Origin of the sequence: Leptolyngbya sp. FACHB-541 (assembly GCF_014695875.1) — a bacterium.
Lineage (GTDB): Bacteria > Cyanobacteriota > Cyanobacteriia > Elainellales > Elainellaceae > JAAUTN01.
The window spans coordinates 1-24,993 of sequence record NZ_JACJPC010000086.1 but is presented as its reverse complement, the minus strand read 5'-3'; the positions used below and the strand labels follow the sequence as shown (position 1 = coordinate 24,993).

General features: G+C 49.0%; 15 protein-coding genes and 1 pseudogene. 9 read left to right on the top strand and 7 right to left on the bottom strand.

All coding sequences use genetic code 11. The annotated features are described in order from the left end of the window. Positions 1–29: 29 nt before the first annotated feature. From H6G00_RS18625 to H6G00_RS18615, 3 genes are all read left to right on the top strand, one after another. A complete protein-coding gene (locus tag H6G00_RS18625; protein WP_190797891.1) occupies positions 30–2,366 on the top strand; it encodes a TIM-barrel domain-containing protein in 2,337 nt (778 codons plus the stop codon). A 718-nt stretch (positions 2,367–3,084) separates the two neighbouring features. After that, positions 3,085–3,258 (top strand): hypothetical protein, encoded by a 174-nt coding sequence (locus H6G00_RS18620; RefSeq protein WP_190645659.1) that lies wholly within the window; start codon positions 3,085–3,087, stop codon positions 3,256–3,258. A 33-nt stretch (positions 3,259–3,291) separates the two neighbouring features. Further along, entirely contained in the window at positions 3,292–4,530 is a 1,239-nt protein-coding gene (locus H6G00_RS18615) for an LL-diaminopimelate aminotransferase (protein ID WP_190645660.1), read from the top strand. A 41-nt stretch (positions 4,531–4,571) separates the two neighbouring features. Here H6G00_RS18615 and H6G00_RS18610 read toward each other — a convergent pair whose 3' ends face one another. The 6 genes from H6G00_RS18610 to H6G00_RS18585 all read right to left on the bottom strand — a co-directional run bounded on the left by H6G00_RS18610 (position 4,572) and on the right by H6G00_RS18585 (position 11,626). After that, positions 4,572–5,195, bottom strand: coding sequence for a flavodoxin domain-containing protein (locus tag H6G00_RS18610; protein WP_199318581.1), 624 nt, complete (start codon positions 5,193–5,195; stop codon positions 4,572–4,574). A gap of 2 nt (positions 5,196–5,197) precedes the next feature. Beyond that, complete coding sequence (locus H6G00_RS18605; RefSeq protein WP_190797890.1) at positions 5,198–5,794, bottom strand: isochorismatase family protein; 597 nt, start codon at positions 5,792–5,794, stop codon at positions 5,198–5,200. A gap of 317 nt (positions 5,795–6,111) precedes the next feature. Next, positions 6,112–6,870, bottom strand: coding sequence for a hypothetical protein (locus tag H6G00_RS18600; RefSeq protein ID WP_190797889.1), 759 nt, complete (start codon positions 6,868–6,870; stop codon positions 6,112–6,114). A 210-nt stretch (positions 6,871–7,080) separates the two neighbouring features. Beyond that, complete coding sequence (locus H6G00_RS18595) at positions 7,081–7,560, bottom strand: GNAT family N-acetyltransferase (RefSeq protein ID WP_190645662.1); 480 nt, start codon at positions 7,558–7,560, stop codon at positions 7,081–7,083. Positions 7,561–7,661: 101 nt separating this feature from the next. Continuing rightward, entirely contained in the window at positions 7,662–10,184 is a 2,523-nt protein-coding gene (locus H6G00_RS36160; protein ID WP_190797888.1) for a serine hydrolase, read from the bottom strand. Between the two features lie 341 nt (positions 10,185–10,525). After that, entirely contained in the window at positions 10,526–11,626 is a 1,101-nt protein-coding gene (locus H6G00_RS18585; RefSeq protein ID WP_190797887.1) for a calcium-binding protein, read from the bottom strand. A 258-nt stretch (positions 11,627–11,884) separates the two neighbouring features. On the opposite strand from H6G00_RS18585, the gene H6G00_RS18580 reads away from it, so the two are divergent. The 6 genes from H6G00_RS18580 to H6G00_RS18555 all read left to right on the top strand — a co-directional run bounded on the left by H6G00_RS18580 (position 11,885) and on the right by H6G00_RS18555 (position 23,598). Further along, positions 11,885–12,799, top strand: a complete 915-nt coding sequence (locus tag H6G00_RS18580) for a hypothetical protein (protein ID WP_190797886.1) — start codon at positions 11,885–11,887, stop codon at positions 12,797–12,799. 24 nt (positions 12,800–12,823) lie between these two features. After that, a complete protein-coding gene (locus H6G00_RS18575; RefSeq protein ID WP_190797885.1) occupies positions 12,824–13,765 on the top strand; it encodes a DUF1822 family protein in 942 nt (313 codons plus the stop codon). 82 nt (positions 13,766–13,847) lie between these two features. Beyond that, entirely contained in the window at positions 13,848–16,310 is a 2,463-nt protein-coding gene (locus tag H6G00_RS18570) for a CHASE2 domain-containing protein (protein WP_190797884.1), read from the top strand. Positions 16,311–16,344: 34 nt separating this feature from the next. Beyond that, on the top strand, positions 16,345–17,070 hold the full coding sequence (locus H6G00_RS18565) for a DUF928 domain-containing protein (protein ID WP_190797883.1): 726 nt from the start codon (positions 16,345–16,347) through the stop codon (positions 17,068–17,070). Positions 17,071–17,144: 74 nt separating this feature from the next. Then, positions 17,145–22,142: a CHAT domain-containing protein gene (locus H6G00_RS18560; protein WP_190797882.1), complete on the top strand. Its 4,998-nt coding sequence runs from the start codon at positions 17,145–17,147 to the stop codon at positions 22,140–22,142. Between the two features lie 175 nt (positions 22,143–22,317). Further along, positions 22,318–23,598 (top strand): MSMEG_0569 family flavin-dependent oxidoreductase, encoded by a 1,281-nt coding sequence (locus H6G00_RS18555; RefSeq protein ID WP_190797881.1) that lies wholly within the window; start codon positions 22,318–22,320, stop codon positions 23,596–23,598. Between the two features lie 35 nt (positions 23,599–23,633). On the opposite strand, the pseudogene H6G00_RS18550 reads toward H6G00_RS18555, so the two are convergent. Continuing rightward, positions 23,634–24,887 (bottom strand): annotated as a pseudogene (locus H6G00_RS18550) (amino acid transporter); the annotation flags it as partial. Positions 24,888–24,993: the final 106 nt, after the last annotated feature.

Below are 24,993 nucleotides of genomic sequence, written 5' to 3'. Positions count from 1 at the left end.
CTCGCTAGACGCAATTTAGGAGAATTGGAATGCCAGAAATATGGGGCAAAATGCCCATTACAGAACAGCCCTGGTCAACTGTTGGAGAAGTACAGAGAGTTGAGCGATTCGAGCGAGGTGTAGAGCTAGATTGCGGCAATGCTCGTGTCATTATTAGCATTCTTGCAGCAAACTTGGTACGGGTGCGAATGGCACCTAATGGTGAGTTTTCACCCAGGCGATCGTGGGCTACACCCGTGGCAGATGAAGAATGGGAGCAGGTGCCATTTGAGCTACAGGAAACTCCAGAAGCACTAGAGCTAAAAACGGAGCAAATCCGCGTCACCGTTGGACGTAATCCAGTTCAAATTACCTGTTTTGACCAGTCAGGACGGGTTTTCGCCCAGGATGCAGAACCAGGCATGGCTTGGCGGCAAGGGGCGAGCGCTAACTGGAAACAAATCGCAGAAGATGAACACTTTTATGGTTTTGGTGAACGTACAGGACTGCTAGATAAACGGAGCGATCGCCTCACCAACTGGACAACCGATTCACTCGACTACACGGCACTCACCGATGAGATGTATCAGGCAATTCCATTTTTTATGGCATTGCGACCTCAGTTAGGCTACGGCATCTTTTTCAACACCACTTTCTGGAGCCAGTTTGACATTGGTGCTGAGCAATATGGAGTCTGGAAGATGCAGAGCCAGAGCAAAGACCTGGACTATTACATCATCTATGGACCTGAACCGGCTCAGATCCTGCAAACCTACACTCAACTGACTGGACGAATGCCAATGCCGCCTCGGTGGTCATTGGGCTATCACCAGTGCCGCTGGAGCTACGACTCCGAAGAAGAAGTGCGCCAGCTTGCTCAGGAGTTCCGCAAACGCCAAATTCCTTGTGATGTGATTCACTTGGATATTGATTATATGCGCGGTTACCGCGTGTTTACCTGGAGTCCTAAGCGCTTTCCCGACCCCAAAACAATGGTGAAGGATTTATCTCAGGATGGGTTTAAGTTCGTCACAATCGTCGATCCAGGTGTAAAAGAGGAAACGGAAGCCGACTACTTACCGTTTGAGGAAGGCTTAGAACATGACTACTTCGTGAGAACGGCTGAGGGCAAAATTTTTCATGGCTATGTCTGGCCCGGTCGTGCCGTTTTTCCAGACTTCTTGCGACCTGACGTGCGCGAATGGTGGGGCAACCTGCAAAAGGAGCTGACAGATGTCGGCATTGCAGGCGTCTGGAACGACATGAACGAACCCGCTATGAACGATCGCCCCTTTGGAGATCCGGGTAAGAAAATGTGGTTTCCGCTCGACGCTCCTCAAGGACCTGCTGACGAGCAAACTACTCATGCAGAAGCACACAACCTGTATGGGCAAATGATGGCGCGGGCCTGCGCTGAGGGATTGGAGCGACTACGTCCGAATGCGCGATCGTTCGTGTTGACCCGATCTGGCTACGCAGGCGTGCAGCGCTGGTCTGCTGTATGGACAGGCGATAACCAGTCCCTCTGGGAATATCTGGAGATGTCATTGCCAGCGCTCTGCAACTTGGGACTATCTGGTGTAGCTTTTGTCGGAGAGGACATTGGCGGCTTTGCAGGCAACGCAACGGCGGAGCTATTCGCCCGTTGGATGCAGGTAGGAATGCTTTATCCAATGATGCGGGCGCACTCCACGACTGCCAGCGCTCGCCATGAACCCTGGGTATTTGGCGATCGCGTCGAAAAAATTTGTCGAGAATACATCGAACTGCGCTATCGGCTGCTGCCCTACCTTTACACGCTATTCTGGGAAGCTGCCAGCACAGGCGCACCTATTTTGCGTCCACTGCTTTATCATTTTCCTAACGATCCCAAAACCTATAACCTCTATGATCAGGTATTGCTAGGGCCGTCACTAATGGCTGCACCCGTGTATAGACCTGGAGTTGAGGAGCGACTTGTATACCTGCCTGAAGGCGAGTGGTACGACTGGTGGAGCGGAGAAACGTACCAAGGTGCAAACCACATTCTGGCTCAAGCTCCTTTAGAAAAAATGCCGCTATTTGTTCGGGCAGGCGCAATTATTCCTCTGGCACCCGTGATGCAGTACACGGATGAACGCCCAATGGATGAACTGCGGCTACGAGTTTATCCGGGTGAAGGAGAATGGACGCTCTACGAAGATGATGGTCACTCATTTGAGTACCGCACCGGAGCTTGGGCAACCACAACCTATCGAGTACACAGTGACGGACCACAAACAATCGTCGAAATCACGGCCCGTCAAGGAGAATGGCAACCGCGATCGCGCCAGGTGATTGTAGAAGTCGTCGGCAAAGGAGAACAACAGTTTGAGGATGATGGAAGCGATCGCCGCCTTACCTTCTAACACCTAATACTTTGAATTGAAGGGGAAAGGGAGAGAAAGGGCAAGTGCCGTTGGCTGGCTTTCATTCCTTTCCCTTTTCCTTTTTTGGAGCACTAAAGTTTCTAACGATGTGAAGCCTCATTATTTTTATCCAAAACAAACTTGCGTCTTTGTGAAGGATCGAGTGAATTGTACTCACCATAAAAGTTGGAAAACTCCCAAAACTTCTGGATAGCACGTAGAATTACGTTCTTTTGACGCGGTTGTTCAAATGATTGGAACTTAGCCTTAATTACGGATCTCATTGCTTTTTTCCTGGCTTTTTAGTTAACAATTCAAGTTTAGACAGCAACTCAAAAGTGTTCAATCTAGCAAATCAATAGCTTCTATGAATAACGTTCATACAGTTAGCTAATCAGCAAAATTTACAGAACTAGTAAGCCAAAAATAGCATTTTTATAAGCAATTAATAACTAATAAAAACTTGCTCATATCAATTCTCTTTAAGGCTGCATATTTTGGAGCGTGCCCCGCGTACGCGGGGCACGCTCCAAAATATGCAGCTTATGTAGAAACGGTATCAAGGCTATGTTATTCAAATTAGAAATTGCGATCTACTAAATTGTGTCGCTCCTATCCTGATTTGAACAGGTTCAATTTCAAAGAATAGTAATAGTACAGTTTCTAAAAATTCTAAGAATTGGAGCTATAAAGGAAAGGACACCCCGTAAAGGTTGAAATGCCCTTGATCCACTCGCGCGACAAACTAGATTCTGCAAGCTGCTACTCTGAACGCAAGCAAGCAGAGACAAAGCTACAAGAGCAAGAGCAATTTCTGCGGCAGATGATGGACAGCACATCCCCAACCCCTAATCCCCAATCCCCGATTCTGCTGCAGACCTTTAATTGGTAAGCTATCTTAACGGTGTTTGTAGCGATCTAGACTATGGCAACTATTAACGACAACTATCTCAAGCTGAAAGCAGGCTACCTGTTTCCAGAAATTGCACGACGGGTCAATGCTTTTGCAGAGGCAAATCCTGATGCCAAAATTATTCGTTTGGGAATTGGTGATGTAACGGAACCGTTGCCCCCAGCCTGTCGCGATGCCATGATTAAAGCGGTCGAGGACATGGGCGATCGCCAGAGCTTTCGAGGCTACGGTCCAGAACAGGGCTATGCCTGGTTGCGCGAAAAGATTGCTGCACAGGATTTTCAGTCACGAGGCTGTGAAATTGATGCCTCAGAAATTTTTATTTCCGATGGTTCTAAGTGTGACTGTGGCAATATCCTCGACATCTTTGGCAATAACAACTCGATTGCAGTGACTGACCCAGTTTATCCGGTGTATGTCGATACGAATGTCATGGCAGGGCACACCGGAGAGGTCAATGAGGCAGGGGAATATGGCGGTCTAGTCTATTTGCCGATCACAGCTGAAAACAACTTTACCGCACAGATTCCAACCGAAAAGGTAGATTTGATTTACCTCTGTTTTCCAAACAATCCGACGGGGGCGATCGCCAGCAAAACTCACCTTCAGGCATGGGTAGATTACGCCAGAACTAACGGTTCTATCATTTTCTTTGACGCAGCCTACGAAGCCTTTATCTCTGATCCTGATATTCCTCACTCGATTTACGAGATTGAGGGAGCGAGGGAATGTGCGATCGAATTTCGCTCATTCTCCAAAAATGCAGGCTTTACCGGAACTCGCTGTGCCTTTACCGTCGTTCCCAAAGCTCTGACCGCAAAAGCCGCCGATGGCTCAGATGTAGATCTGTGGAAGCTATGGAATCGTCGCCAGTCCACTAAATTTAATGGTGTATCTTATATCGTGCAGCGAGGAGCCGAGGCAGTCTACTCAGACGAAGGGCAAGCTCAAACCAAAGCACTGGTGAGCTTCTACATGGAAAATGCTCGAATCATTCGGGAGCAACTCACCGCAGCAGGGATACAAGTGTATGGTGGTGTGAATGCTCCTTATGTTTGGGTTAAGACTCCTAACGATCTCACTAGCTGGGAGTTTTTTGATAAGCTGCTGCACACTGTGAACGTTGTCGGCACTCCTGGTTCAGGCTTTGGTGCGGCAGGAGAAGGCTACTTCCGCATTTCAGCCTTCAACAGTCGAGAAAACGTAGAGGAAGCAATGGCACGAATCACCGAGAAGTTTAAGCTGTCATAGGGTTCGTCCAACATAAGTCTGGCCCCTTGTAGTTCTACCGATTAGGGGGATCCCAAGAACAGGGCAATTAACTCTTGTGATGGTGCCTGATTACCACGCGCCATCAAGTTCTTGCCCTGAAGTGCCGCTGCTACACGGGCAACATTGGCACCATGATGGTAAGCACACTGGAGCATCTCATCTGTGATGCCCAGTGGCTCCATATTAGGTCCACCGCTTCTGCCATGAGCGCCCCAGTGACTTCCAGCAACGCCTGAGCCAGGAGTGGTTTTGGGCAACGGCACTAAAATCATTCCTGCCCCTGCCATCGCGGCTAGCAGTCCCAGTTGAGCAATTTCCACTCCTGCCCCGGCATTGCCATAGCCACCACCAACAGAAAACACACCACCAACCTTGCCAACCAGGTCATCGGTTAGCCAAAGAACTTCGATCGTGTTTTCGATAAACTGTTTCACCCTTGCATCTGCGGAACGATGGCGCAGAGGTGTTCCTAGCAATAGCGCATCACAAACACGAACTTCTTCTCTCGTTGCTTCTGTTGCTTCACATAGAGTGACCGTCGTTGCTTCTACCGATCGCGCACCATCGGCAACTGCCTCAGCCATTTTTTGGGTGTTTCCCAATGTTGATGTGTAAACGACCAAAACGCTGGTCATGGCATCCATCCCTACACCTCGACTAGTTTGGCAAGAATTTCTTGGTACATAATAGTTTGAATCGTTTGCCCTACCCCTTCTGACCAGGAATTGGCAAGTTCTGCCATCACTTGATTAGTTGAGGTCAGTGTGACACCATGCTTTTCCATGCGTCTCAAGGCAGTTTCATCAGCTAGCGTTGTGGGTGAGCCGCCTGCATCTACCACAACCTGTACTTCAAACCCATCTTCGATTGCACTGATGGCCGGATAAACAATACACACATCATTTGTTAAACCCGCCATAATCAGCTTTTTTCTGCCTGTGGCTACGACCGCGTTTTTGTATTCGTCGTATTCCCAGCAGTCTACCACTCCAGGACGTTTAATTCGCTGGTTGTAGGCTTCAGGCGCGATTTCCTGTAAATCGTCGAGCAACAATCCCTGAAAATGATCTTCCATGCTGCTCGTTAACACCAGTGGCATCCCACTTTCAACTGCTGTACGTGCTAAAGCACGAGTGTTCTGCACAATTTCTTCACGAGGCAAGTTGCGAGCAAGTTTAAGGGTGCCCTGCTGATGGTCAATCAACAGCATTGCCGCATTCTCAACGGTGAACTTGTTCTTCATTTGATTCTCCTAAGATTAGATATGCTGGCGGGTTCTCACAAAGCAGAGACTGTGCAGAGTGTCTTTGAGCTGAACACGATTTACAGCTTAGCGATCTGCTTTTTTGCTGTCGCTAATCTTTAGAACCGAATGAGCCTAGCAATACAGCTAGTCTTTAAATTAACAAAAGTTAAGGGACACTCCTAGACTTCGTTGGGTGTTAATGCCGTTTCTAGAAAAACGGGCTACAGATAGAGAAGCACCCTGTGACGCGAGTGCTTCTCTATCTGTAGCCCGAATTCTTGGAGTTGGTGTTAATTCCACATACACATCAAGCCTTACAGAGACGTTGCATTGGCGCGAGTTTTCTTCGCTTCATAAAACTGAGAAGCGCCATACCCTAACGTATAAATCAGTCCAGCATTACTGGATGCGCCTACCGCAGCACCGACAAGCGGAATCAGTTCGACAATACCCAGCCCAACTTTGAGGGCACTGGAACCACCCAGAGACAAGCCAAAAATACCTAGCACTTCGCCCCGTCGAGTTGGGTCGTTTAGCGGAAAGTCGTAGGCAGCGGCAATACGATACACCATCTCAGCCTGAAGCGTAGTGACTGCGGCGATGTCAACGGCAAAAAGGGTTAGTGCTAAAGGTGGAATAAAGTTTGTCAGTAAGCCAATGCCACCCGCTTTCATAGCAGTGTCTACCATGATGCGGTGAGCAAGCTGCTCTGAAGTTTCTGAAGGATATTGCTGGCGCAGTTGATCTACTTCTTTCTGCGCTTGCTCTATGTCAACCTGTCCTAAGGCAGTCATGAGCAGATTAATTCCTGGCACTTTGGAGGCGTACTTGGTGAACGGATGCTCTGCAATGGGGGCGACCATGTGTCCCACAGTGGTGGTGCCTTGTTCAACGAACTGTTGAGCTACAGGCATGACCACGTCTCCAACAGCGGTGGTAGCGCCAGCAACGCCGTCCGTTGCAAATTTGACGGCATCGGAAGTTGCTTTGGCAGCTGAAGCTCCGATGGTCATCGCGGTGGCGATCGCATCCTTAAAGGGGTCTTGCTGTGAATTCTTATCCTGGTTTGTCATCTCTCTCAATATAGATTTGGCTTAATTAAAACTCAAAATCTCTAGGTAGAAGCGATGCCCTACGCTATTCCAATCCTAAAGTCTTGGATTGCATTGAGTTCATATTATCCCAATGCTTTGTGAAGCTACATGTAACAAAGGGAGTAGTCCGAATGGCGTTTTACAACTTGCTAATTAAGAAAAGACTTGGCACAAACGTTCTGTTCGAACTTACTTAGGCTCTGCAATTTGAGCTTCTGTAGTCGTTAACTTGCGAGTCATTAAATAACGTTTTTGATCCGTGAATCCCAGCTTACGATAGACAGCTTGGGCGTTGGTATTAGCATGTTCTACTTCCAGGTGAAGTGTATGCACCTCCAAGGAACGGCAAACGTCCTCCAGAAATTGAAACGTTACTCTGCCAATACCCTGACCGCGATCGCTTTCACGGATATAAATTTCATCTACAAACGCATCACGTCCTAAATACTCTATGCTGTAGCCCAGCGTTAGAACTACGTAGCCAACTGCTTGCAGCTCGCGACAGATAAACCACACTCGTCCCCATTCTGGATGACGAATCAAATTTTCCAGCGCTGCCCGCACCTGCACCAGATCAAATGGGTGTCCATCGTACTCATAATATTCTTGAACAAGGATCAGCAGATTATCAACATCAGTCAGTTCTGTCAGTCTAAAGTCAATTTCCATCGCTTCAATGCTTTCAGACTTCTATTAAATATTCAACATTGAAGCAGATCTCCAACCTTTCTCGAAAGGTTGGAGATCTGTGCGCCTGGATAAAATAACATTCACACCACAACAAAATGATTGTTGGTCAGGTTGAGGTTTGGAGCAAGCGTTGCTAATTGCCTTGCAGCCTGACCACCAGTACCATCCTGGTCAAACCAGAGGGCACCTGTCGTATTGTTGTAGCCGATGCGATGAGTGATGGCAGTCGCAGAGGCTCCCAGAGTAAATTGGTTGGCTGCTAGTAACCCTGTTCGCAACCCTGAAAATCCACGAGATGAAAGCTGAATCAAATCAGTGGCAACTTCAAAGTCAAGGATTCGGTCGGCTCCTTCATTGGGTGCATTAAAGCTGAAGCGATCGCGCCCTGCTCCACCTGTGAGGCGATCGAGTCCTGTTCCACCCGTGAGTAAATCATCTGCTCCCCCACCATTGAGCGTGTCGTTTCCAATTCCACCATTGAGCTTTCCAATTCCACCATTGAGCGTATCCCCCTGGCTACCGCCCAGCAGCGTATCATTACCGGCTAAGCCCTGTAGAATCACACTGCCTGCGGTAAACTCAGAAGCATTGATCAGGTTGCGGCTGTTGCCGCCAATCAAGGTCACGGATTCAATGCTTGTGAGCGTGTCTACATAGGGACGAACAATCGTGTTGGGGTTGGTATTGAGGGTAATCGCCAGTGTGGTGAGGCGGGTGTTGGTCAGAGTGTAATAGCGGACATCTCCGACCTCTAGGAGGCGATCGCTACCGCTGCCTCCGTTGATGGCGTCCCAACCTGAGCCACCTGTGATTACATCATTTCCTGCTTCGCCATTGATTCGGTCATTACCGGTATCCCCGTGCATAGAGTCATTGCCGTCTCCTCCCAAAAGGGAGTCATTGTTTGCCCCGCCAGAGATAAAGTCATTGCCATCACCCCCATTCAGGGAATCGTTGCCGTTATTTCCATAGAGGCGATCATTACCCATTCCACCGTTCAATATGTCGTGGCTTGTCCCACCTCGGAGGTGATCGTTTCCAACTCTGCCATCAAGCCATATGGTGCCATTGGTGAAAGCAGAGGCGTTGATGATATTAGCTCCGCTTCCACCTGTGAGGTAGGCAGATTCCACACTGAGCAATGTATCAGTGCCTAATCCAGTGAGTCGAGTGTTGGTCAGGGTGAAGTTAACATTGCCGATTTCTTGAACCGAATCAAATCCGTTGCCGCCATGCAGGACATCATTACCTGTACCACCGTGCAATCCATCAATCCCCTCGCCGCCATACAAAATATCATTTCCTGTGCCACCCCAAAGCTGGTCGTTTCCGGCATCTCCATTGATGGAATCATTTCCTCCTTCACCACGTAGGGCGTCATTTCCTGTGCCACCTCGAATTACATCAGCAAGAGAACTGCCGTAAACTGTGTCGTTGCCTCCTCCAGGTAAAATTCGCACACCTTCGATTTGAGTTCTGGGGAGGCGTACAATGCTCTCACGGTTGACGAGGAAATCGAGGCGATCGCCCGCTACCGAATTAATATCAATTGTGTCGGCAATCGCACCTGGAAATCCTCTAACCGTGACAACCCGACCATCATCCAATTGGCTATTTACAGGGGTATGAGTGACTCGCGCATTAGCATATTCAGCCGCGACTTCATAACCAATGGAGGCCAGGGTATTTGCAGCGCGAGAATCATTGCTGGCATTGTCCACAAAGGCGGCATAGAAGACGACCTGCCCGTTGTTAAAGGTGATTCGCCCTGCTTCCGATCGCTGAAAGTGATTTCCCAAAGCTGGCTTAGCCACAAAATCTCCCGGATTTCCTGTCCAGGAATTGTTGCCCCCTTTATTTTGAAACTCCAGCAGGTTTGCCCAATCAGGCGACAAGAAATCATTGCTAGGAGAAGGATAAATCGCATTATTGTAGGAACGGCTGGCTAAACCTTTGGTATTCACACCACGGTTGGCATCCAACCCCAAAATGCGCCAGAAAGCAGAATGAGAAATTGGATCGAGTAGTGAATTCTCGTTAGCATGAATACGCTGCAACATTCTCACCATTTCGCGTGGAGTAGACAGGTTATCAAATCCCGCTCGATAGTCGCCTCCCGGACCAGTAGTGTTATGGGCACTAGGGGCACCCGTTCCGGTCATGTAGCGGTTTACCCGCGTCACATTCAAGCCTAAATTACGTAACTCCTGGTTGATTTGATTTCTGCCCAGAAAGTCAATGAGCCGATTGGTTGCCCAGTTGTTGCTGTTGGCAATCATCGTTTCTGCCAGGAAGTTGAGGGTATAGTTTGCGTTGGCACGCAGACCCGGAATGGGATTATTGGAATTGCCCTGGTTATTGCCGTACTGGCTACCCGAATTAATTGTGGTCTGGTAAGAAACGTTTGGGTCGCGGTCAATCCGCCGCATTAGCGCATAGAGAATTCCAATTTTGATCGTACTGGATGTGCCAAAAGCCTGATCAGGATTAACGAGTGAACTTGCACCTGTGGTGAGGTTAATCACTGCTGCTCCAGAACGACCGGAAGCATTGTCTGTGTGAAAGTCGAGGCGATCGCGCAATGTTGAAAGAGAAGTTACCATTTTGAGTCTCCTGAGTGTGAGGTTAGTTGTCTCTCACTCCAGAAAAATTCTGGTGTTTTATGCAAATGAGAATTTTTTGTGGCGCTGATGGCTGTTAAACCCTTGTTGCGAGGCTGCGCCTAGTCATGCCAAGTTATACAGAATTGACCTCGCAAAGAGGCACTATCTTTGTGCAGGGGCGAGGCTCTGTGTACGGGCGAAGCATTCGGACATAATGCTTACAACTCAATCGCAATCTTCTGCCGAATGCTTCGCCCCTACCGATACTGATACCTCGGAGACGAATTTGATATTAGAGGCTCTGGGGATGAGGAAATTCGATAATAGGAACTGCGATCGCCTTACCCAATTGGAGCAATTTGAGGTGAAACAAAGTCAAACACTGAGCTATTCAAGTTCAGCCCCACTGCATTCTGCACAAACCCAACTAGATCCGAAGAGTTGCCATTGACGCGGCGAATTCCTGTCCCTTGTACGTTGCCGCCCAATTCTGGAAGGAAGATGAACTGGTTTTGCACGACATAATCTGATGCTGTTCCATTTAGCACGATGTTGTCTCCCGCCGACAAGTCGGTGATGACAGCAAAATCTGTGCCGCCTCCCGTCGCGTAATAGGCATTGAAGGTATTACCTAAGTTGAACCTATCATTACCTCCACCACCCGTGAGGATATCGATTTCGCCTGCACCAGGATTGCCACCTATGAGCGGAGAGGTTCGGACTCCGGTTAAGAGATCGTTACCCCCACCTCCGTTTAAGCGATCGCGACCTCTACCGCCAATCAGATTATCGTTACCCCCATTTCCTGATAGCCGATCATTTCCGTCCATTCCAGAGAGAATATTGTTGGCGTTATTTCCCGTAATCACGTTATTCAACACATTGCCAAAGCCAAAGACTGGAGCGGCTCCTGTCAGAATCAGGTTTTCTACGTTATCCGGCAAAGTGGTGTTGATAGCAGATCGAATCGTATCAGTTCCCTGGTTAACCCCTTCGATGACGCGATCGCCAGCGGTCACATAATAGTTGTCATTGCCCAGTCCACCTAACATGGTGTCTGCGCCTAATCCACCATTGAGGGTATCGTTGCCCAACCCACCGAACATTCTGTCGTTACCATTACCACCGTCTAAGTAATCGTTGCCGCGATCGCCATACATGCGGTCGTTGCCGTTTCCGCCAAACATTCGATCGTTGCCATTGCCGCCAAAGAGCAGATCATTGCCTTGCTCGCCAAAAATAGTGTCGTTTCCGTCACCGCCAAAAATGGTGTCGTTTCCGGGAACACCGACATTTACACCTCTAGGACTGCGATCGCCATAGATTACGTCATTGCCTCTCAACCCTGATAAGCGATCGTTTCCTCCAAAACCATAGATTGCATCGTCGTTAAGTGTACCGATGCGAACGTCTGCATTTGCGGTTCCAATAATGACTGCCATGATAGTTTCTCCAAAGTGATGATTGCAGGAACAGTAAATTTTCTGTTCGACTATCACTCCGGGAAACGGTGGCAAAATTATGCAAAGGAATCAAATTTTAAGTTTTGAAACAAATGGCATAATCTGCAGCAATTAGTATGGAGTAAAGGTAAATAGCTTTGACTCGTCAAACGAAACAGCGTTTCATAATATTGGTGAAATAGGATTGAACGCTGAGCGAGACAGTCTGAGCAAGACAGTTTTAGCAGGGTTTCCATTATGGATGACCGACTTACACAACTGGTGCAGGAAGCCCAACTGCTGGTGAGTAAGGGTGAGCAATCGCCTGTGCAGCTACCGATATTGACATTGGTGGATGAAATTTTGCGATCGCGTCCTGTCGGTCGAGCGCTACCCGGACAACCGCTATCCGAGGTTTATCAGAAGATTTTTGAGCATACTCGTAACCACTTATTAGATGTAATTGTGGAGGCGTTAAGTCATTACAATTCTGCACGAGAATCTGCACGAGATTGGGCGATCGCCCTACAAACGGCTGCATTAAAACAGGTGTTAGATGATGTCCAGCTAAAACAATTAGCAATGGAGGCACAGCGTCATCCTCGCCAAACGGCTGAACGGCAACATGCACTCACGCAGTTGGTTACTGCTATTAAGCTTTCAGGGCGTTTGGCTCGTCCCCACCGCACCACTTTTACGCCATCTTTCTATGAATTGCTGTATGACGAGGCGGTGAACCGCACGTTGACGTATATCTGCTGCGCGATCGACAACTACGACCCGGAGCGGGGAGATAAGAAGTTTATGAACTGGGTTAACTTTCGGTTAGAGCGGGTGATGATTGATTGTCGCCACGAGTTTAGCGATCGCGAAACCACTGAATTACCCAACCTGAACGACTTGGAACATCTCGCCCAACCTGAGGAGTCCGATTCACCTGTTCAACTTTTGCGAGACTACATTGAGCAAGATGCTGAGCAGGTGTTTCAACACACTCACATTCGCGATCGCCCCGATGCTAACTTTCGCAACATTGCCCTCGATCGGTTTGATGATAAAAGCTGGGAAGATATTTCCGTACGTCTGGGTATCAAAATTCCCACTTTGAGCAGTTTCTTTCAACGGTGTTGTCAAAAATTTGCCCCCAAATTTCAGGAGCATCTGTTCAGTTAATCGCTATTTTTTCCGGGGGAACCTATGATTCATCTCGATCCACCTTTCACGGTTACGTTGGCACTGGCGGCACATCGGCAGGCGGAGCGGTTGCGACAGCAGCACACCGATCTGCCCAAAGCAAAGCAGGTTTACCTAAACACACTGGCTATTTATGCAGTGAGTTTTTATTTGGAATGTTTGGAATTTCAGATAGATTCCTCTAGTTCCAATGACCACTGGTTGATAGATAGTGCAGGCTTAACGGTGCAAAACTGTGGCACATTAGAGTGTCGCCCAGTGTTGCCCAATGAAACCGAAATGCGAATTCCACCAGATGTGTGGAGCGATCGCATTGGTTATGTGGCGGTACAGCTTGATGAATCATTAAGAGAAGCCTCGATCCTTGGCTTTGTTCCGACGGCAACAGCGGAACGGGTTTCCCTGAGTGAGTTGCGATCGCTCACCGAACTGTTGACCCATTTGCGACAGCTTCAGCAAACGGCTTCTGCACCTGTAAATTTAGGTGAATGGTTGCGAAATGTAGCAGATGCCAGTTGGCAAGCGATTGGTGAGTTTTTTGACCCAATTCTTAACCCGGCTCAGCCTGCCTTTGAGTTTCGGGGTGCTCCGTCTGTTTATGCAGAAGAATCCATTGCGCCGATTATCCGACGTGGAAAGGTCTTGACCCTCAGAACCGAGTCCAGCATAATTCCCGTTTCGCTACTGGTGGGACTGCTGCCTGTATCAGATCAAGAAATAGAAATTTGGGTGCAGGTAGAAGCGGCAGAACATTCCCACCTACCACCAGCGCTGAAACTGTTGGTGCTGGATGAAGCAGGAGCCGAAGTGATGTACGCTCAAGCAAGAAGCACAGAAGCGATGCAGCTTCTGTTCACGGCTGAAGCGGGTGAACAGTTTGGGGTGCAGCTTGTGTTAGATGACTGCTCGATTACAGAAACTTTTATTGTTAGTAGATGGGTGTAATGTGTGTACTACCACGCTGAGAAGGCGTTGGGTTTCGCGTTGCTTCACCCAACCTACTTGGATAACACTAACAAGAAACTTTATGGCTCCGATCGCCAAATTAGTCACCTTTAAATTCGATGGCGATTTTCAGCGTCAGGGATTTCGGGTGACTTTGGAGATTGGCACGGATGGCGATCGCCCTGACTTGGAACTGAGTGGCACCCTTCCCCCAAGCCCAGAACTGGTGCAACAGTTACACCGCTGGCAGCAGCACTATCGCAGCCTGGAAGGAGCTACCCGAATCAAACCAAAAGCGATTGTTTATCAAGGCTCAATTCATCTGGTAGAAGCCTGTCAGCAGGCGGGTATAGAATTGGGCGATCGCCTGCAACAGTGGCTCACTGCCGACTCATTTCGGGTGCTGGATCTGCGATTGCGGGAGTCCTTAAATCGGGATGACTCAATCCGGATTGTGATTCGCAGTGCTGACCCTCATATTCCTTACCTACCGTGGCATTTATGGGATTTGATAGAGCGCTATCCTCAGGCTGAGGTGACATTAGGCGCACCCACATTAGAGCGAATAGCGCAACCCTGCACATCCCCTTCAGAGCCTCCTATAGTTAGAATTCTGGCGATTCTGGGGGATAGCAACGGTATTGATGTAGAAGTCGATCGCCATTTACTGCAAGCTTTGCCTGATGCACAAGTAACCTTTTTGGTGGAACCATCTCGTTCCGTGATTAACGACCATCTCTGGGATCAACCCTGGCATATCCTATTCTTTGCTGGACATAGCCACACGCAAGCAGAACAGGGCTGTATTGCGATCAATCCTCATGACAGTTTGACATTGGCAGAGTTGAAATATGGACTGCGACGGGCGATCGCTCAAGGACTTCAGCTTGCTATCTTCAACTCCTGTGATGGCATGGGGCTAGCGCGTGAGCTAGAGCCACTGCGCCTGCCGCAACTCATTCTGATGCGAGAACCCGTACCCGATCGAATTGCTCAGGCATTTCTCACGCAGTTTCTTAAAGCCTTCTCTCAGGGTGATTCCCTTTATCTAGCAGTACGTCAGGCACGGGAACGGTTACAGGGATTAGAGCGAGAGTTCCCCTGCGCCAGTTGGCTACCCTGCCTCTATCACATTTCCGCAGAACCCCCTTTAGATTGGCAAGCCCTGCGGCATAATTCCACGTTGCAATGCTCAAGCATTGTTAAACAAGAGGATGATCCACAGGCATCCATCTCCCATGTAGGGGCGTTTCGCGAAACGCCCCTACGAGATTCACATACCCAACCAGCAACGCCCCAATCACCATCACAGTCCTCATCATCCACTACATTTCCCCAACCGATCGCCCGTCAACTGCCGCTATGGATAGCACTGATCACGAGTCTTGTAATCACAGCAGGGATGATGGGAGTGCGATCGCTAGGATTATTGCAGCGCTGGGAATTGAGTGCTTTTGATCAGTTGATGCGATCGCGCCCAACAGAAACTCTACCCAAACGGCTCCTGATCATTGAGGCAACGGAATTCGATGTGAATACCTACGGCTATCCGTTACCAGACGAAGTGTTAAGTGAGGCGATCGCACGACTGCAAGCACAACAACCTCGGGTGATTGGACTGGATATTTTTCGGAGTCAAACCTCTGCTGCTTTACATCAAGCGTTACAGCAGTCAAATGTAGTGTCTTTGTGCAGCGTTCGTCATAGCGACAATCCTGACCGACCCGGCATCAGTCCACCACCCGACTTACCAGAGACGCAACTGGGCTTCAGCAATGTGGTGTCTGATCCTGATGGAGTGTTGCGACGACAGTTAATGTTTATGCAGCCTGACCCCGCTGACCCCTGCGCCACACGCTTTTCGCTCAACACGATAGTTGCACTCCACTATCTGGATCAGAACGGCATTGAGCCTCAAACGTTAGATAATCACCAGATGCAGTTAGGGAATGCCCGATTCACACCTCTAGAAACGCAGGGTGGAGCCTACCACCGAATCGATCGCTGGGGATTTCAGGTATTGCTTAATTATGCAGAACTGGATCAATTTGCCGATCGCCTAAGTTTATCCCAACTGTTGAACGACTCATCACTACCTGACTTGAGCGATCGCGCCGTTCTCGTTGGCATGACTGCCCCTGTAACGAATCCTACAGATTATTTTTTTACTCCTGATAGCGGCACTTGGGCAGCGAAACCTATTGCAGGCGTTCACATCCAGGCACAAATGGTAAATCATTTGCTGGCGGCCGCGTTGGATGGAAGGAGAATTCTTAACCCACTGCCAGAGTGGGGCGATCGCGTCTGGATTGCTCTGTGGTCAGCGATCGCCGCTGGGCTGACCTGGAAAATTCGTCGCAACCAAATATTAGGAATTGCCCTGAGTACAGCGGTAGTTATCCTCTATAGCATCGCCTGGGGTGCATTGATTGCAGGCTGGTGGTTGCCATTGGTTCCCACTGGGCTGGCGCTAATAAGCAGCAGTGGTGCAGTGCTGCTGGGTAGACGTTACATTGCCCAATCTACCCGACCGAACCTCGACTGAATTGAACTTCCACTCCGCCCCATCAGGAGGAATCATGCATCTCAATTGGATAAGCTTTACCACGCAACTGATCACAACAGGAATACTGGTTGCGCTAATCTCTCCCGCGTTAAATGCAGGAACTCACTTCGCTCAACCCAAAAACGTTACTTACAATCCACCAAATCGGGGTGCGCCCGGAGAAACTCAGGATGCAGGTAGTCGTCCGGCTTGCCCCACTTCTGAAATTCCCTTTACTGCACTTGCTCCTTCCACCAACTGGGGGGAAACGATCGCCCCTCATCCGACTTTCTGGCTTTATTTACCCTACGCAGCAAGTGCGGTAGAACTGACGCTGTCTGATGAGGGACACCAGGAGGCGGTTTATCGCACTACATTTCAGACCGCAGCAGCGGGAATCGGACAGTTCTCGTTACCCGAAGATGCTCCCGCGTTAGAACCCGATCGCCTTTATCGCTGGCAGTTTACTTTTGTATGTGATGCTGAAACCCAGTCTCATTTTCAGGTGACGGGTGTGATCGTGAGGCGATCGCCCACCGTTCAACTCACTCAGCAGCTACAAACTGCTTCACCCAAAGAGCAGGTCGCTTTGCTTGCAGCTCACGGCTTTTGGTATGACGCACTAGAGAAGTTAAACCAACTGCGACGGCTCAATCCCGCTGATGAAGCCCTTGAGTCGGATTGGGAAAGCCTATTGCAGCATCCCGTAGTCGGTCTGGAAGATTTATTGCCCGTTCCGCTGACTGAGTGTTGTTCTTAATGTTTGCAGTTCACAACGTCACTTCTAATTTCTAATTCTCAATTTGCCCCATCTAGTTGAGAGGTTAACCTCCTATGCTAGCGATCGCCCTCCCCTCCGAAATTCCTGTACCTCCTATCCTGCCGACTTCAGAGACAATCGATTCCTCTAGCCTCACTGCCGCTGTAGGTTCAGTGAGTTCGACTGAACCGACCACTCACTCACCAGAATCCTTTGCGGTGGAGTTCTCAAATTCTGGGAATGAGGCAATCGCCCCTTCCGAATGGCTAATCGCGCAGAATGTGCGTCCTGCGGATGATGGAGTGGGGACGACCGTGAATCAGGTGGGCGATCAGTTTAATATTCAAGACGGTCGGCGATCGGGTAATAACCTGTTTCACAGCTTTGAAGCATTCGGATTAGATGCCAACCAAATCGCCAGTTTCATCTCTGAAGCAGGCGTTGAGAATATTTTGGGACGAGTTACAGGAGGCGATCCTTCTGTGATTAATGGATTGATTCAGGTAACAAACGGCAACTCAAATCTGTATCTGATTAATCCAGCGGGAATTCTCTTTGAAGCTAACGCCAGCCTGAACCTGCCTGCTTCCTTCACCGCTACAACTGCCAATGGAATTGGTTTTGATCAAGGCTGGTTTAGCGCGACTGGAGAAAACAATTTCGCGGACGTGGTCGGAACACCAAACCAGTTTGCTTTTACCTCAAGTGAACCAGGGGCGATCGTCAATTCAGGTAATTTGAGTGTCACTAATGGCAACTCTCTATCACTCATCGGCGGCACAGTCGTGAGCACCGGAACGCTGACTGCTCCAGGAGGAGACATCACGATCGCCACCATACCAGGGGAAAACTTAGTGCGAATCAGTCAGGAAGGTTCACTCCTGAGGCTGGAGGTTCAGCCTTTGGGAAGCGATCGCCCCAACACACTTCCCTTTACCCCTGCATCACTTCCAGAACTACTCACTGGAGGTGAAATCGATCACGCCACTGATTTGATCGTTAACTCTGATGGCATCGTGCAACTAACGACCGGAAGAACAGTGGAGTCAGGAGACATCATCACAAGTAGAATCAGCACCGCAACAGATGTTTCTGTGAATTTAGGAGAAGCAACGGCAGAGAGTGGTGATGTATTGCTTCAGTCTACGAATGCGATCGCCGCAGGAACGATTAATACGTCTGCCGATGCCTTCGCTTCACCCACTGCCATGAATGCGACTGCGTTAGCAGGAGATATCCGATTATTCGCAAACAGCAATATCACCTTAGGAATCCTTGACGCTTCTGCCCTAGCTCAGGCTGGTGGATCAGTGACATCTGCTGCCGCTACAGGTGGCAATGTTCAGATGGAGAGCAGCATCAATGGCGGTAACATTCAGTTCAACCGAATTAACACTTTAGCACAAGCAAACTCACTATTTGGTGAGTCTGGAATAGGAGGAAATGTAGAAATTTTTGCCCGTGGAACGGTACGTGGAACAGGTACTGGAACGACTATCAATGCTCAGGGCCTAACTACTGGAGGCAGCGTTACCATTCAACATGATGGAGGTCCTGATAATGCCCCATTTATTGTCGGGAATGCCAGCGAAAATGGTACAGCAGGAGCAATCAACACAGGCTTATTAACGCTGACTGATGAAACCTTTGCAACTGTTGGAACAGAAACTCGTGGAGCAAGAGACGAAGTTTCTGTGACCTTTGCAAACACGGCTCCTACGCTCCCACAGGCATCCCAAATTCCTCAGATTGAACTCGGTCAGCCTATTTCATTTACATTGGCTGAGCTAGATCTAATTGCGAGTGACGCGAATGCAGACAATACAACAATACAGATTGTGGCGATCGCCTCTGGTAGACTCACCCGCAATGGAGTGGTGCTGCGTCCAGGAGATACTGTTAGCCCCAATGACGTTTTAGTTTACACCCCGCCTGCTGGAACCTTGGGAGACTTGGATGCGTTCAGTGTGAGGGCAAGCGATCGCCTTTCCGTCTCCAGACCAGTAGCCGTTAACTTCAATGTAGTTGAGTCAGTTCAACATCCTCCAACGGTTGACCCATCTTCTCCTAGAACCGATCTGCCCGCTCCTCCAAATGCATTTCCAGTTGAGCAACTTCCGCTCAACTTACAGGTCAACACCGACCATTTAATAGGTGAACCTCTAGCACAATTTCCTCAATTAACTCCGCTAGTCGTTCTGGATTTGGTTTTACCTGAACCGATGTTTCTCCTCCTGTCACCCAGACAATTCTTGCGAGTCACGGCTGTAAACGGAACTTCAGGCAGCGACAGTAGCGTTGGAGTACAGTCAGGAGCATCAAGCATTCTGGTCAATCCATCTCCTCTCCCTACCCTCCCTACCACCTCAATTGACCCCACACCCCCTCAAACAGGAAGACTTGTAGAAGTTGATCCCGGTCCGCCTACTTCTCAACCAACACAGCCCGTAGCACCTCCTGGAAGCAATTCTGGAGAGCCAATCGAGCCTGATACATCCTCTGCTGATCCGGGTGTAACTACAATACCAACTGAACCTGTGGCTGTTGCTCCCACGGTTGAGGAGTCATCCGAATCTACACCGTCTGCCGATCCAGATTTGGTTAGTCCGCCGTCTAGATTGAATTCCAATCAACCTGCCAACCAAAGTGCTGAAGCATCGAGCCGTTCGATTGAGCAACGAATGCAGAATTGTCAGGCACAGGCAGAACGAATTCAAACAACGAGTGCAGCCGATCGCACCGAAGGACTATATGCACTGTTGATTGATTGCTACGAGCAAAATTTGGCAATCACTCAAGCCGCTGAGGACTTTGAGTGGCAGGCTTACTCACTGAACAATTTAGCCATCTCTCACTTTGTCATTGGTAATTATCAGCAGACGATTGACTATCACGAACAACAATTACAGCTTGCTCAAGAGGCAGGCGACCAAACTCAAGTCGGGATTGCCCTATCGGGCATTGGTGCGGCTTATGGAGCGTTGGGGGACTACCCAACTGCGATTGATTACTATACGCAAGGACTGGAAAAAATTTCAGTTACCGTTGCACCACAGTGGCGATCGCTCACTTTGCGGAACTTGGGAAATGCTTACCTCATGCAAAAGGACTATGAACAGGCAATCGCCTACCAAAACGCGAGTTTAACCCTCTCTCAGTCAGTTGGCGATCGCTATGGTGAGATGCAAACATTAGGAAATTTGGGCAATGCTTACACCGGCACAAGGGAATTTGATCGGGCCATTACCTACCACCAACAGAGCATTGCTTTAGCGCGAGAATTAACCAATCGCTTGCAGGAAGCCCAAGCCTTATTGAATTTGGGAACGACTCACTCCTATCGCCACGACTACATCCAGGCAGTCACTCACCATGAACAAAGCCTAATCATCATGCGCGAACTGAGAGCACGACTGGGAGAAGGTATTGCCCTGACTAACTTGGGGGATGCTTTGTTTAATCTCGATCGCTTACCTGAAGCAGAACAAGCCCTATTTGCAGGGATAGAAGTGTGGGAGTCGTTGCGGGCAGGGTTAGGCAACAATGATGCCTTGAAAGTATCAATCTTTGAAACGCAATCAGCAACCTACCGCAACCTCCAGGAAGTGTTAGCCGATCAGGATAAAGCTGCGATCGCCCTGGAAGTCTCAGAACGAGGACGGGCAAGGGCATTTGTGGAACTCATTGCTAGAGATGCAGCAGGTGTTGATCTGGAGCAATTCGCTGTAGAACCTCCTAACTTAAGCCAGTTGCGTCAAACCGCAATCGACCAAAACGCCACGCTAGTCGAATACAGCATTATCCGAGAACAGGCAGTAGATACCCCTCATGGCGCATCTGAGCAATCCCTGAACGAACCCCAGGAGTCGGAGTTATTCATCTGGGTAATTGCGCCAACGGGAGAGGTGACGTTTCGACGGGTTGATTTGCGATCGCTACCCAGTTTATCCAATGCTTCTCTCGCAGAATTGGCAAACGTGGCGCGACAAGGCATTCGAGGTGAAGGAGTCGCCCGTGATTCCAGCACCCATGAATCTAGAACAGGAGACAATGCTGCGCTCAACCCCGGAGACTTGGTGCGACGGTTGGGCGAACCGTCTAGTTGGCAACCTTATCAAGTTACAGCAGTTGACTTAGATGCAGGTACCGTCACCCTCAGCCATCCTGAAATCACCTTGCCTGCCCCCGTTGCTCTGGCAGAAGTGTATCCCGTCGAATCGCAGCGTCCTCAGGTTCGTCGCTCTCAATATCGTCGCTTACAGCAGCTTCATCAAATTCTGATTGAGCCAATTGCTGACTTGTTGCCTAACGACCCCAACGAACGAGTGATTTTTGTGCCACAAGAGTACCTGTTTTTGGTTCCCTTCGCCGCACTACAAGCCCCAGATGGACAATATTTGATTGAACAACACACCTTGCTTACGACATCAGCCGTTCAGGTACTAGAGTTGAGTCAACAGCGTCCTGCCAGTGCAGCCCAAACAGCCGTTGTGGTTGGCAATCCTGCTCCCATGCCCGGTTCCCTGGCTCCTTTGCCCTATGCTGAAGCTGAAGCTGAGGCGATCGCCCAACTACTCAACACCACTGCAATCACGGGCACCGATGCAACTGAAACTGCGATTAGACAACGCTTATCAGATGCTCAAATCATTCACTTTGCTACTCACGGATTGTTTAACGAAACTCATCCTTTGCAGGGGGCGATCGCCCTTACTCCTTCCACTGCTGAAGAAGATGGATTTCTCACCGCCGCTGAAATTCTAGATCTGTCGCTGAATGCAGAATTGGTTGTCCTAAGTGCCTGCAATACAGGAAGAGGCAAAATTACAGGAGACGGAGTGGTTGGACTGTCGCGATCGTTGATTGCTGCGGGTGCCCCTAGCGTCATGGTTTCCCTGTGGCAAGTTCCCGATGATGCCACGTCACAACTGATGGTCAATTTCTACCGCTATCGACAACAGTTCGATGATGCCCAAGCATTACGACAATCCATGCTCAGCGCAATGCAGACCTATCCTAATCCCCGCGATTGGGCTGCGTTTACTCTGGTTGGTTCTACACCCCAACGCTAGAGAAACCTGTCAGTTTAGACAGGGGAGAATGATGAAGAGGACTAGCTTTGATCAAAAGAATTGTCTTCCCTGACCTTATGTTTAGACTTAAAACTTCCGTAGCTAGAGATACAAAACACCTCGTTTGTCAACCTCTACTCTGAATGTGTTATCTAAACCAGTAAGAAGCAAGCCAATGAACAATCATTACTCTGTCATCATTGTAGGAGGTGGTCAGGCAGGTTTATCCATGAGCTATTGCCTGAAAGAGAGAAACATCGATCACATTGTTTTTGAGAAAAATCAGATTGGTTACTCATGGCGTTCAAAGCGTTGGGATTCTTTCTGTTTGGTGACTCCTAATTGGCAGTGCAAGCTACCTGGATATTCTTATCCAGGTGCAGATCTAAATGGTTTCATGAAGAAGGATGAGATCGTTCAATATATTAAGGAATACGCTGCATCATTTAATCCGCCCGTGAAAGAAGGCGTTGAGGTATTAAAAGTAAGAAAAGATACCCAAGGGAAGTTTGAGGTAGCAACTTCGATTGGAGAATTTACAGCCGATCAAGTTGTGATTGCGTCCGGCAGCTATCATTCTCCCAAAATACCGAGAATTGCTGAACGGTTTCCCCGACACATTGTGCAGTTGCATTCATCTGAATACAAGAACCCTCAATCTCTGTCTGACAAAGCGGTGTTAGTCGTGGGAACAGGACAGTCGGGCTGCCAGATTGCAGAAGATCTACACCTTGCTGGGAAAAAGGTACATTTGTGTGTGGGCAGTGCGCCGCGATCGCCCCGTCGACATCGAGGAAAAGACGTGGTAGATTGGCTTGACCAAATGGGCTACTATGACCTGTCCATCAGCGAACATCCCCAAAAAGATAAAGTGAGAGCCAAAGCAAATCACTACGTTACCGGGCGCGATGGTGGACGTGAGATTGATTTGCGCCAGTTTGCCCTAGAAGGAATGCAGCTTCATGGTAGATTGCAAGAGATCAGCGACGGTAAGCTCAAATTTGACTCTGATCTAAAGCAAAACCTGGATCAAGCAGATGCGGTTGCCGAGAGTATCAAGAAAACCATTGATAACTTTATCCAAAAGAATCATATCCAAGCGCCTACAGAACCCGCTTACAAACCAGTTTGGGAGCCAGAGGAGGAAGCTGCAATTCTAGACTGTGAGCACGCAGATATTGGTACGGTGATCTGGAGTACTGGATATCAGTCAGATTTTGGCTGGGTAGAGATTCCGGTATTTGACGGAAAGGGCTATCCGGGACACGATCGAGGCGTAACTGACGTATGGGGTTTATACTTCCTGGGGCTTCCCTGGCTATACACCTGGGGGTCAGGAAGATTTTCGGGAATTGCACGAGATGCCGTTTACCTGGCTGATTACATCACCGCAAAGAAGAAAGTTTCCTACTCCAATGCTTGGAGTGTTGTCAATGAGTTCCTAATTGGCTCTTAGCTTTTAGTTGGCAGATAGTTGGCAGAGATTCCGCTTTACCCACCCACATGAATTGAGGGACGTCGCTCAGGGTCTTTCTCCGCCTTACGCAGCACTTCGCGAGTCACAACTGCAATGTCACCTTCTCCGAACAGAATGAAGCGCAACAGGTATTGAATTGGGTTTCCCTCTACCCAGCCAAAATAGGCATGAGGAAGTTCGCCAGTTTGGTCACGGGTGTAGAGTAAGATGGCAGCGATCGCATTTGGCACAGCAGCACTTTCAGCCCTCAAGATGCGGTAATTCCCGACCATAGTACCTTTCACTCGAACAATATCGGCAAACTGGGACGCATCAACGATTTGAACCTCTAGAAAGAGGACCGGATCTTCTAAGGGAATATGATTATCCTCTCGGACTTCCCTTTCTTTCTGGTGGTATTCTTCGACATCTCCAACATTAAGCCGATTCGCGATCAACCGTATTGTCTGTTGGCTTGCTTCAGCAATAAAACGACGAGCCGTTTCATCCATCTCAACTTGCTCTACCCGTAGCTCAGTCGATCGCCATACCCGCGAAACCAGAGAGGTCAGCACGATCGCTCCAATGAAAAAGCCAGCAATTCTGATCCCTTCAGGTCTTTCAATAATATTGACAATAGTGGTGTAGATAAATACTAAAGTGATGGCACCAAAAGCGAATCTTGCTCGTTGGGTTCCGTGGCGACGAGAGGATAGCGTAACTGCGACTGCCGCAGAAGTCATTAACACCAGTACGCCTGTAGCATAAGCTCCTCCCTGGGCTTCTACATTCGCTTTAAAGAGAATAGTTACAGCAAAGGCAATAATGGTATAGACCAGAACGAGCGGGCGAGTGACTCGCGTCCAGTTTGGTGCCATGCCATAGCGCGGTAAGTAGCGCGGCACAATGTTTAACAATCCTGCCATTGCAGATGCACCTGCAAACCACAAAATGGCGATCGTACTCAAATCATAGATTGTGCCAAAGCCATTGCCTAGATAACGGTGAGCAATGTAAGCCAGAGCGCGACCACTGGCATCGCCTCCCGGTTCAAACTCTGCTGCTGGAACTAGCAGTGTTGTCACCAAGCTGCTGCTCAGCAAGAAGAAACTCATAATTAATGCTGCTGTAGTCAGCAACTTCCGCGTATTGCGAATGCGCCCAATTGGATAGTCCTCCCTATCGCTGCTGCTTCCCTTAACCAGAGGCATTACAACGACTCCCGTTTCAAACCCTGACAAACCCAGCGCCAGTTTTGGGAAAAGCAGAACTGCCACACCTAATACCAATTCTCTAAAGTTCAGCTACAGATAAGGCATCTAAAATAGACCGTCGCCCTACAATCGAGAAGATTACTTCTGGTGTTAAAGCATCAAGTCTCTCTTTCACCTGCTG

Excerpts from the sequence above, each read along its gene's own strand:
- H6G00_RS18625 (WP_190797891.1), top strand. The coding sequence starts at position 30 with ATGCCAGAAATATGGGGCAAAATGCCCATTACAGAACAGCCCTGGTCA.
- H6G00_RS18620 (WP_190645659.1), top strand. The coding sequence starts at position 3,085 with ATGCCCTTGATCCACTCGCGCGACAAACTAGATTCTGCAAGCTGCTAC.
- H6G00_RS18615 (WP_190645660.1), top strand. The coding sequence starts at position 3,292 with ATGGCAACTATTAACGACAACTATCTCAAGCTGAAAGCAGGCTACCTG.
- H6G00_RS18610 (WP_199318581.1), bottom strand. The coding sequence starts at position 5,195 with ATGGATGCCATGACCAGCGTTTTGGTCGTTTACACATCAACATTGGGA.
- H6G00_RS18605 (WP_190797890.1), bottom strand. The coding sequence starts at position 5,794 with ATGAAGAACAAGTTCACCGTTGAGAATGCGGCAATGCTGTTGATTGAC.
- H6G00_RS18600 (WP_190797889.1), bottom strand. The coding sequence starts at position 6,870 with ATGACAAACCAGGATAAGAATTCACAGCAAGACCCCTTTAAGGATGCG.
- H6G00_RS18595 (WP_190645662.1), bottom strand. The coding sequence starts at position 7,560 with ATGGAAATTGACTTTAGACTGACAGAACTGACTGATGTTGATAATCTG.
- H6G00_RS36160 (WP_190797888.1), bottom strand. The coding sequence starts at position 10,184 with ATGGTAACTTCTCTTTCAACATTGCGCGATCGCCTCGACTTTCACACA.
- H6G00_RS18585 (WP_190797887.1), bottom strand. The coding sequence starts at position 11,626 with ATGGCAGTCATTATTGGAACCGCAAATGCAGACGTTCGCATCGGTACA.
- H6G00_RS18580 (WP_190797886.1), top strand. The coding sequence starts at position 11,885 with ATGGATGACCGACTTACACAACTGGTGCAGGAAGCCCAACTGCTGGTG.
- H6G00_RS18575 (WP_190797885.1), top strand. The coding sequence starts at position 12,824 with ATGATTCATCTCGATCCACCTTTCACGGTTACGTTGGCACTGGCGGCA.
- H6G00_RS18570 (WP_190797884.1), top strand. The coding sequence starts at position 13,848 with ATGGCTCCGATCGCCAAATTAGTCACCTTTAAATTCGATGGCGATTTT.
- H6G00_RS18565 (WP_190797883.1), top strand. The coding sequence starts at position 16,345 with ATGCATCTCAATTGGATAAGCTTTACCACGCAACTGATCACAACAGGA.
- H6G00_RS18560 (WP_190797882.1), top strand. The coding sequence starts at position 17,145 with ATGCTAGCGATCGCCCTCCCCTCCGAAATTCCTGTACCTCCTATCCTG.
- H6G00_RS18555 (WP_190797881.1), top strand. The coding sequence starts at position 22,318 with ATGAACAATCATTACTCTGTCATCATTGTAGGAGGTGGTCAGGCAGGT.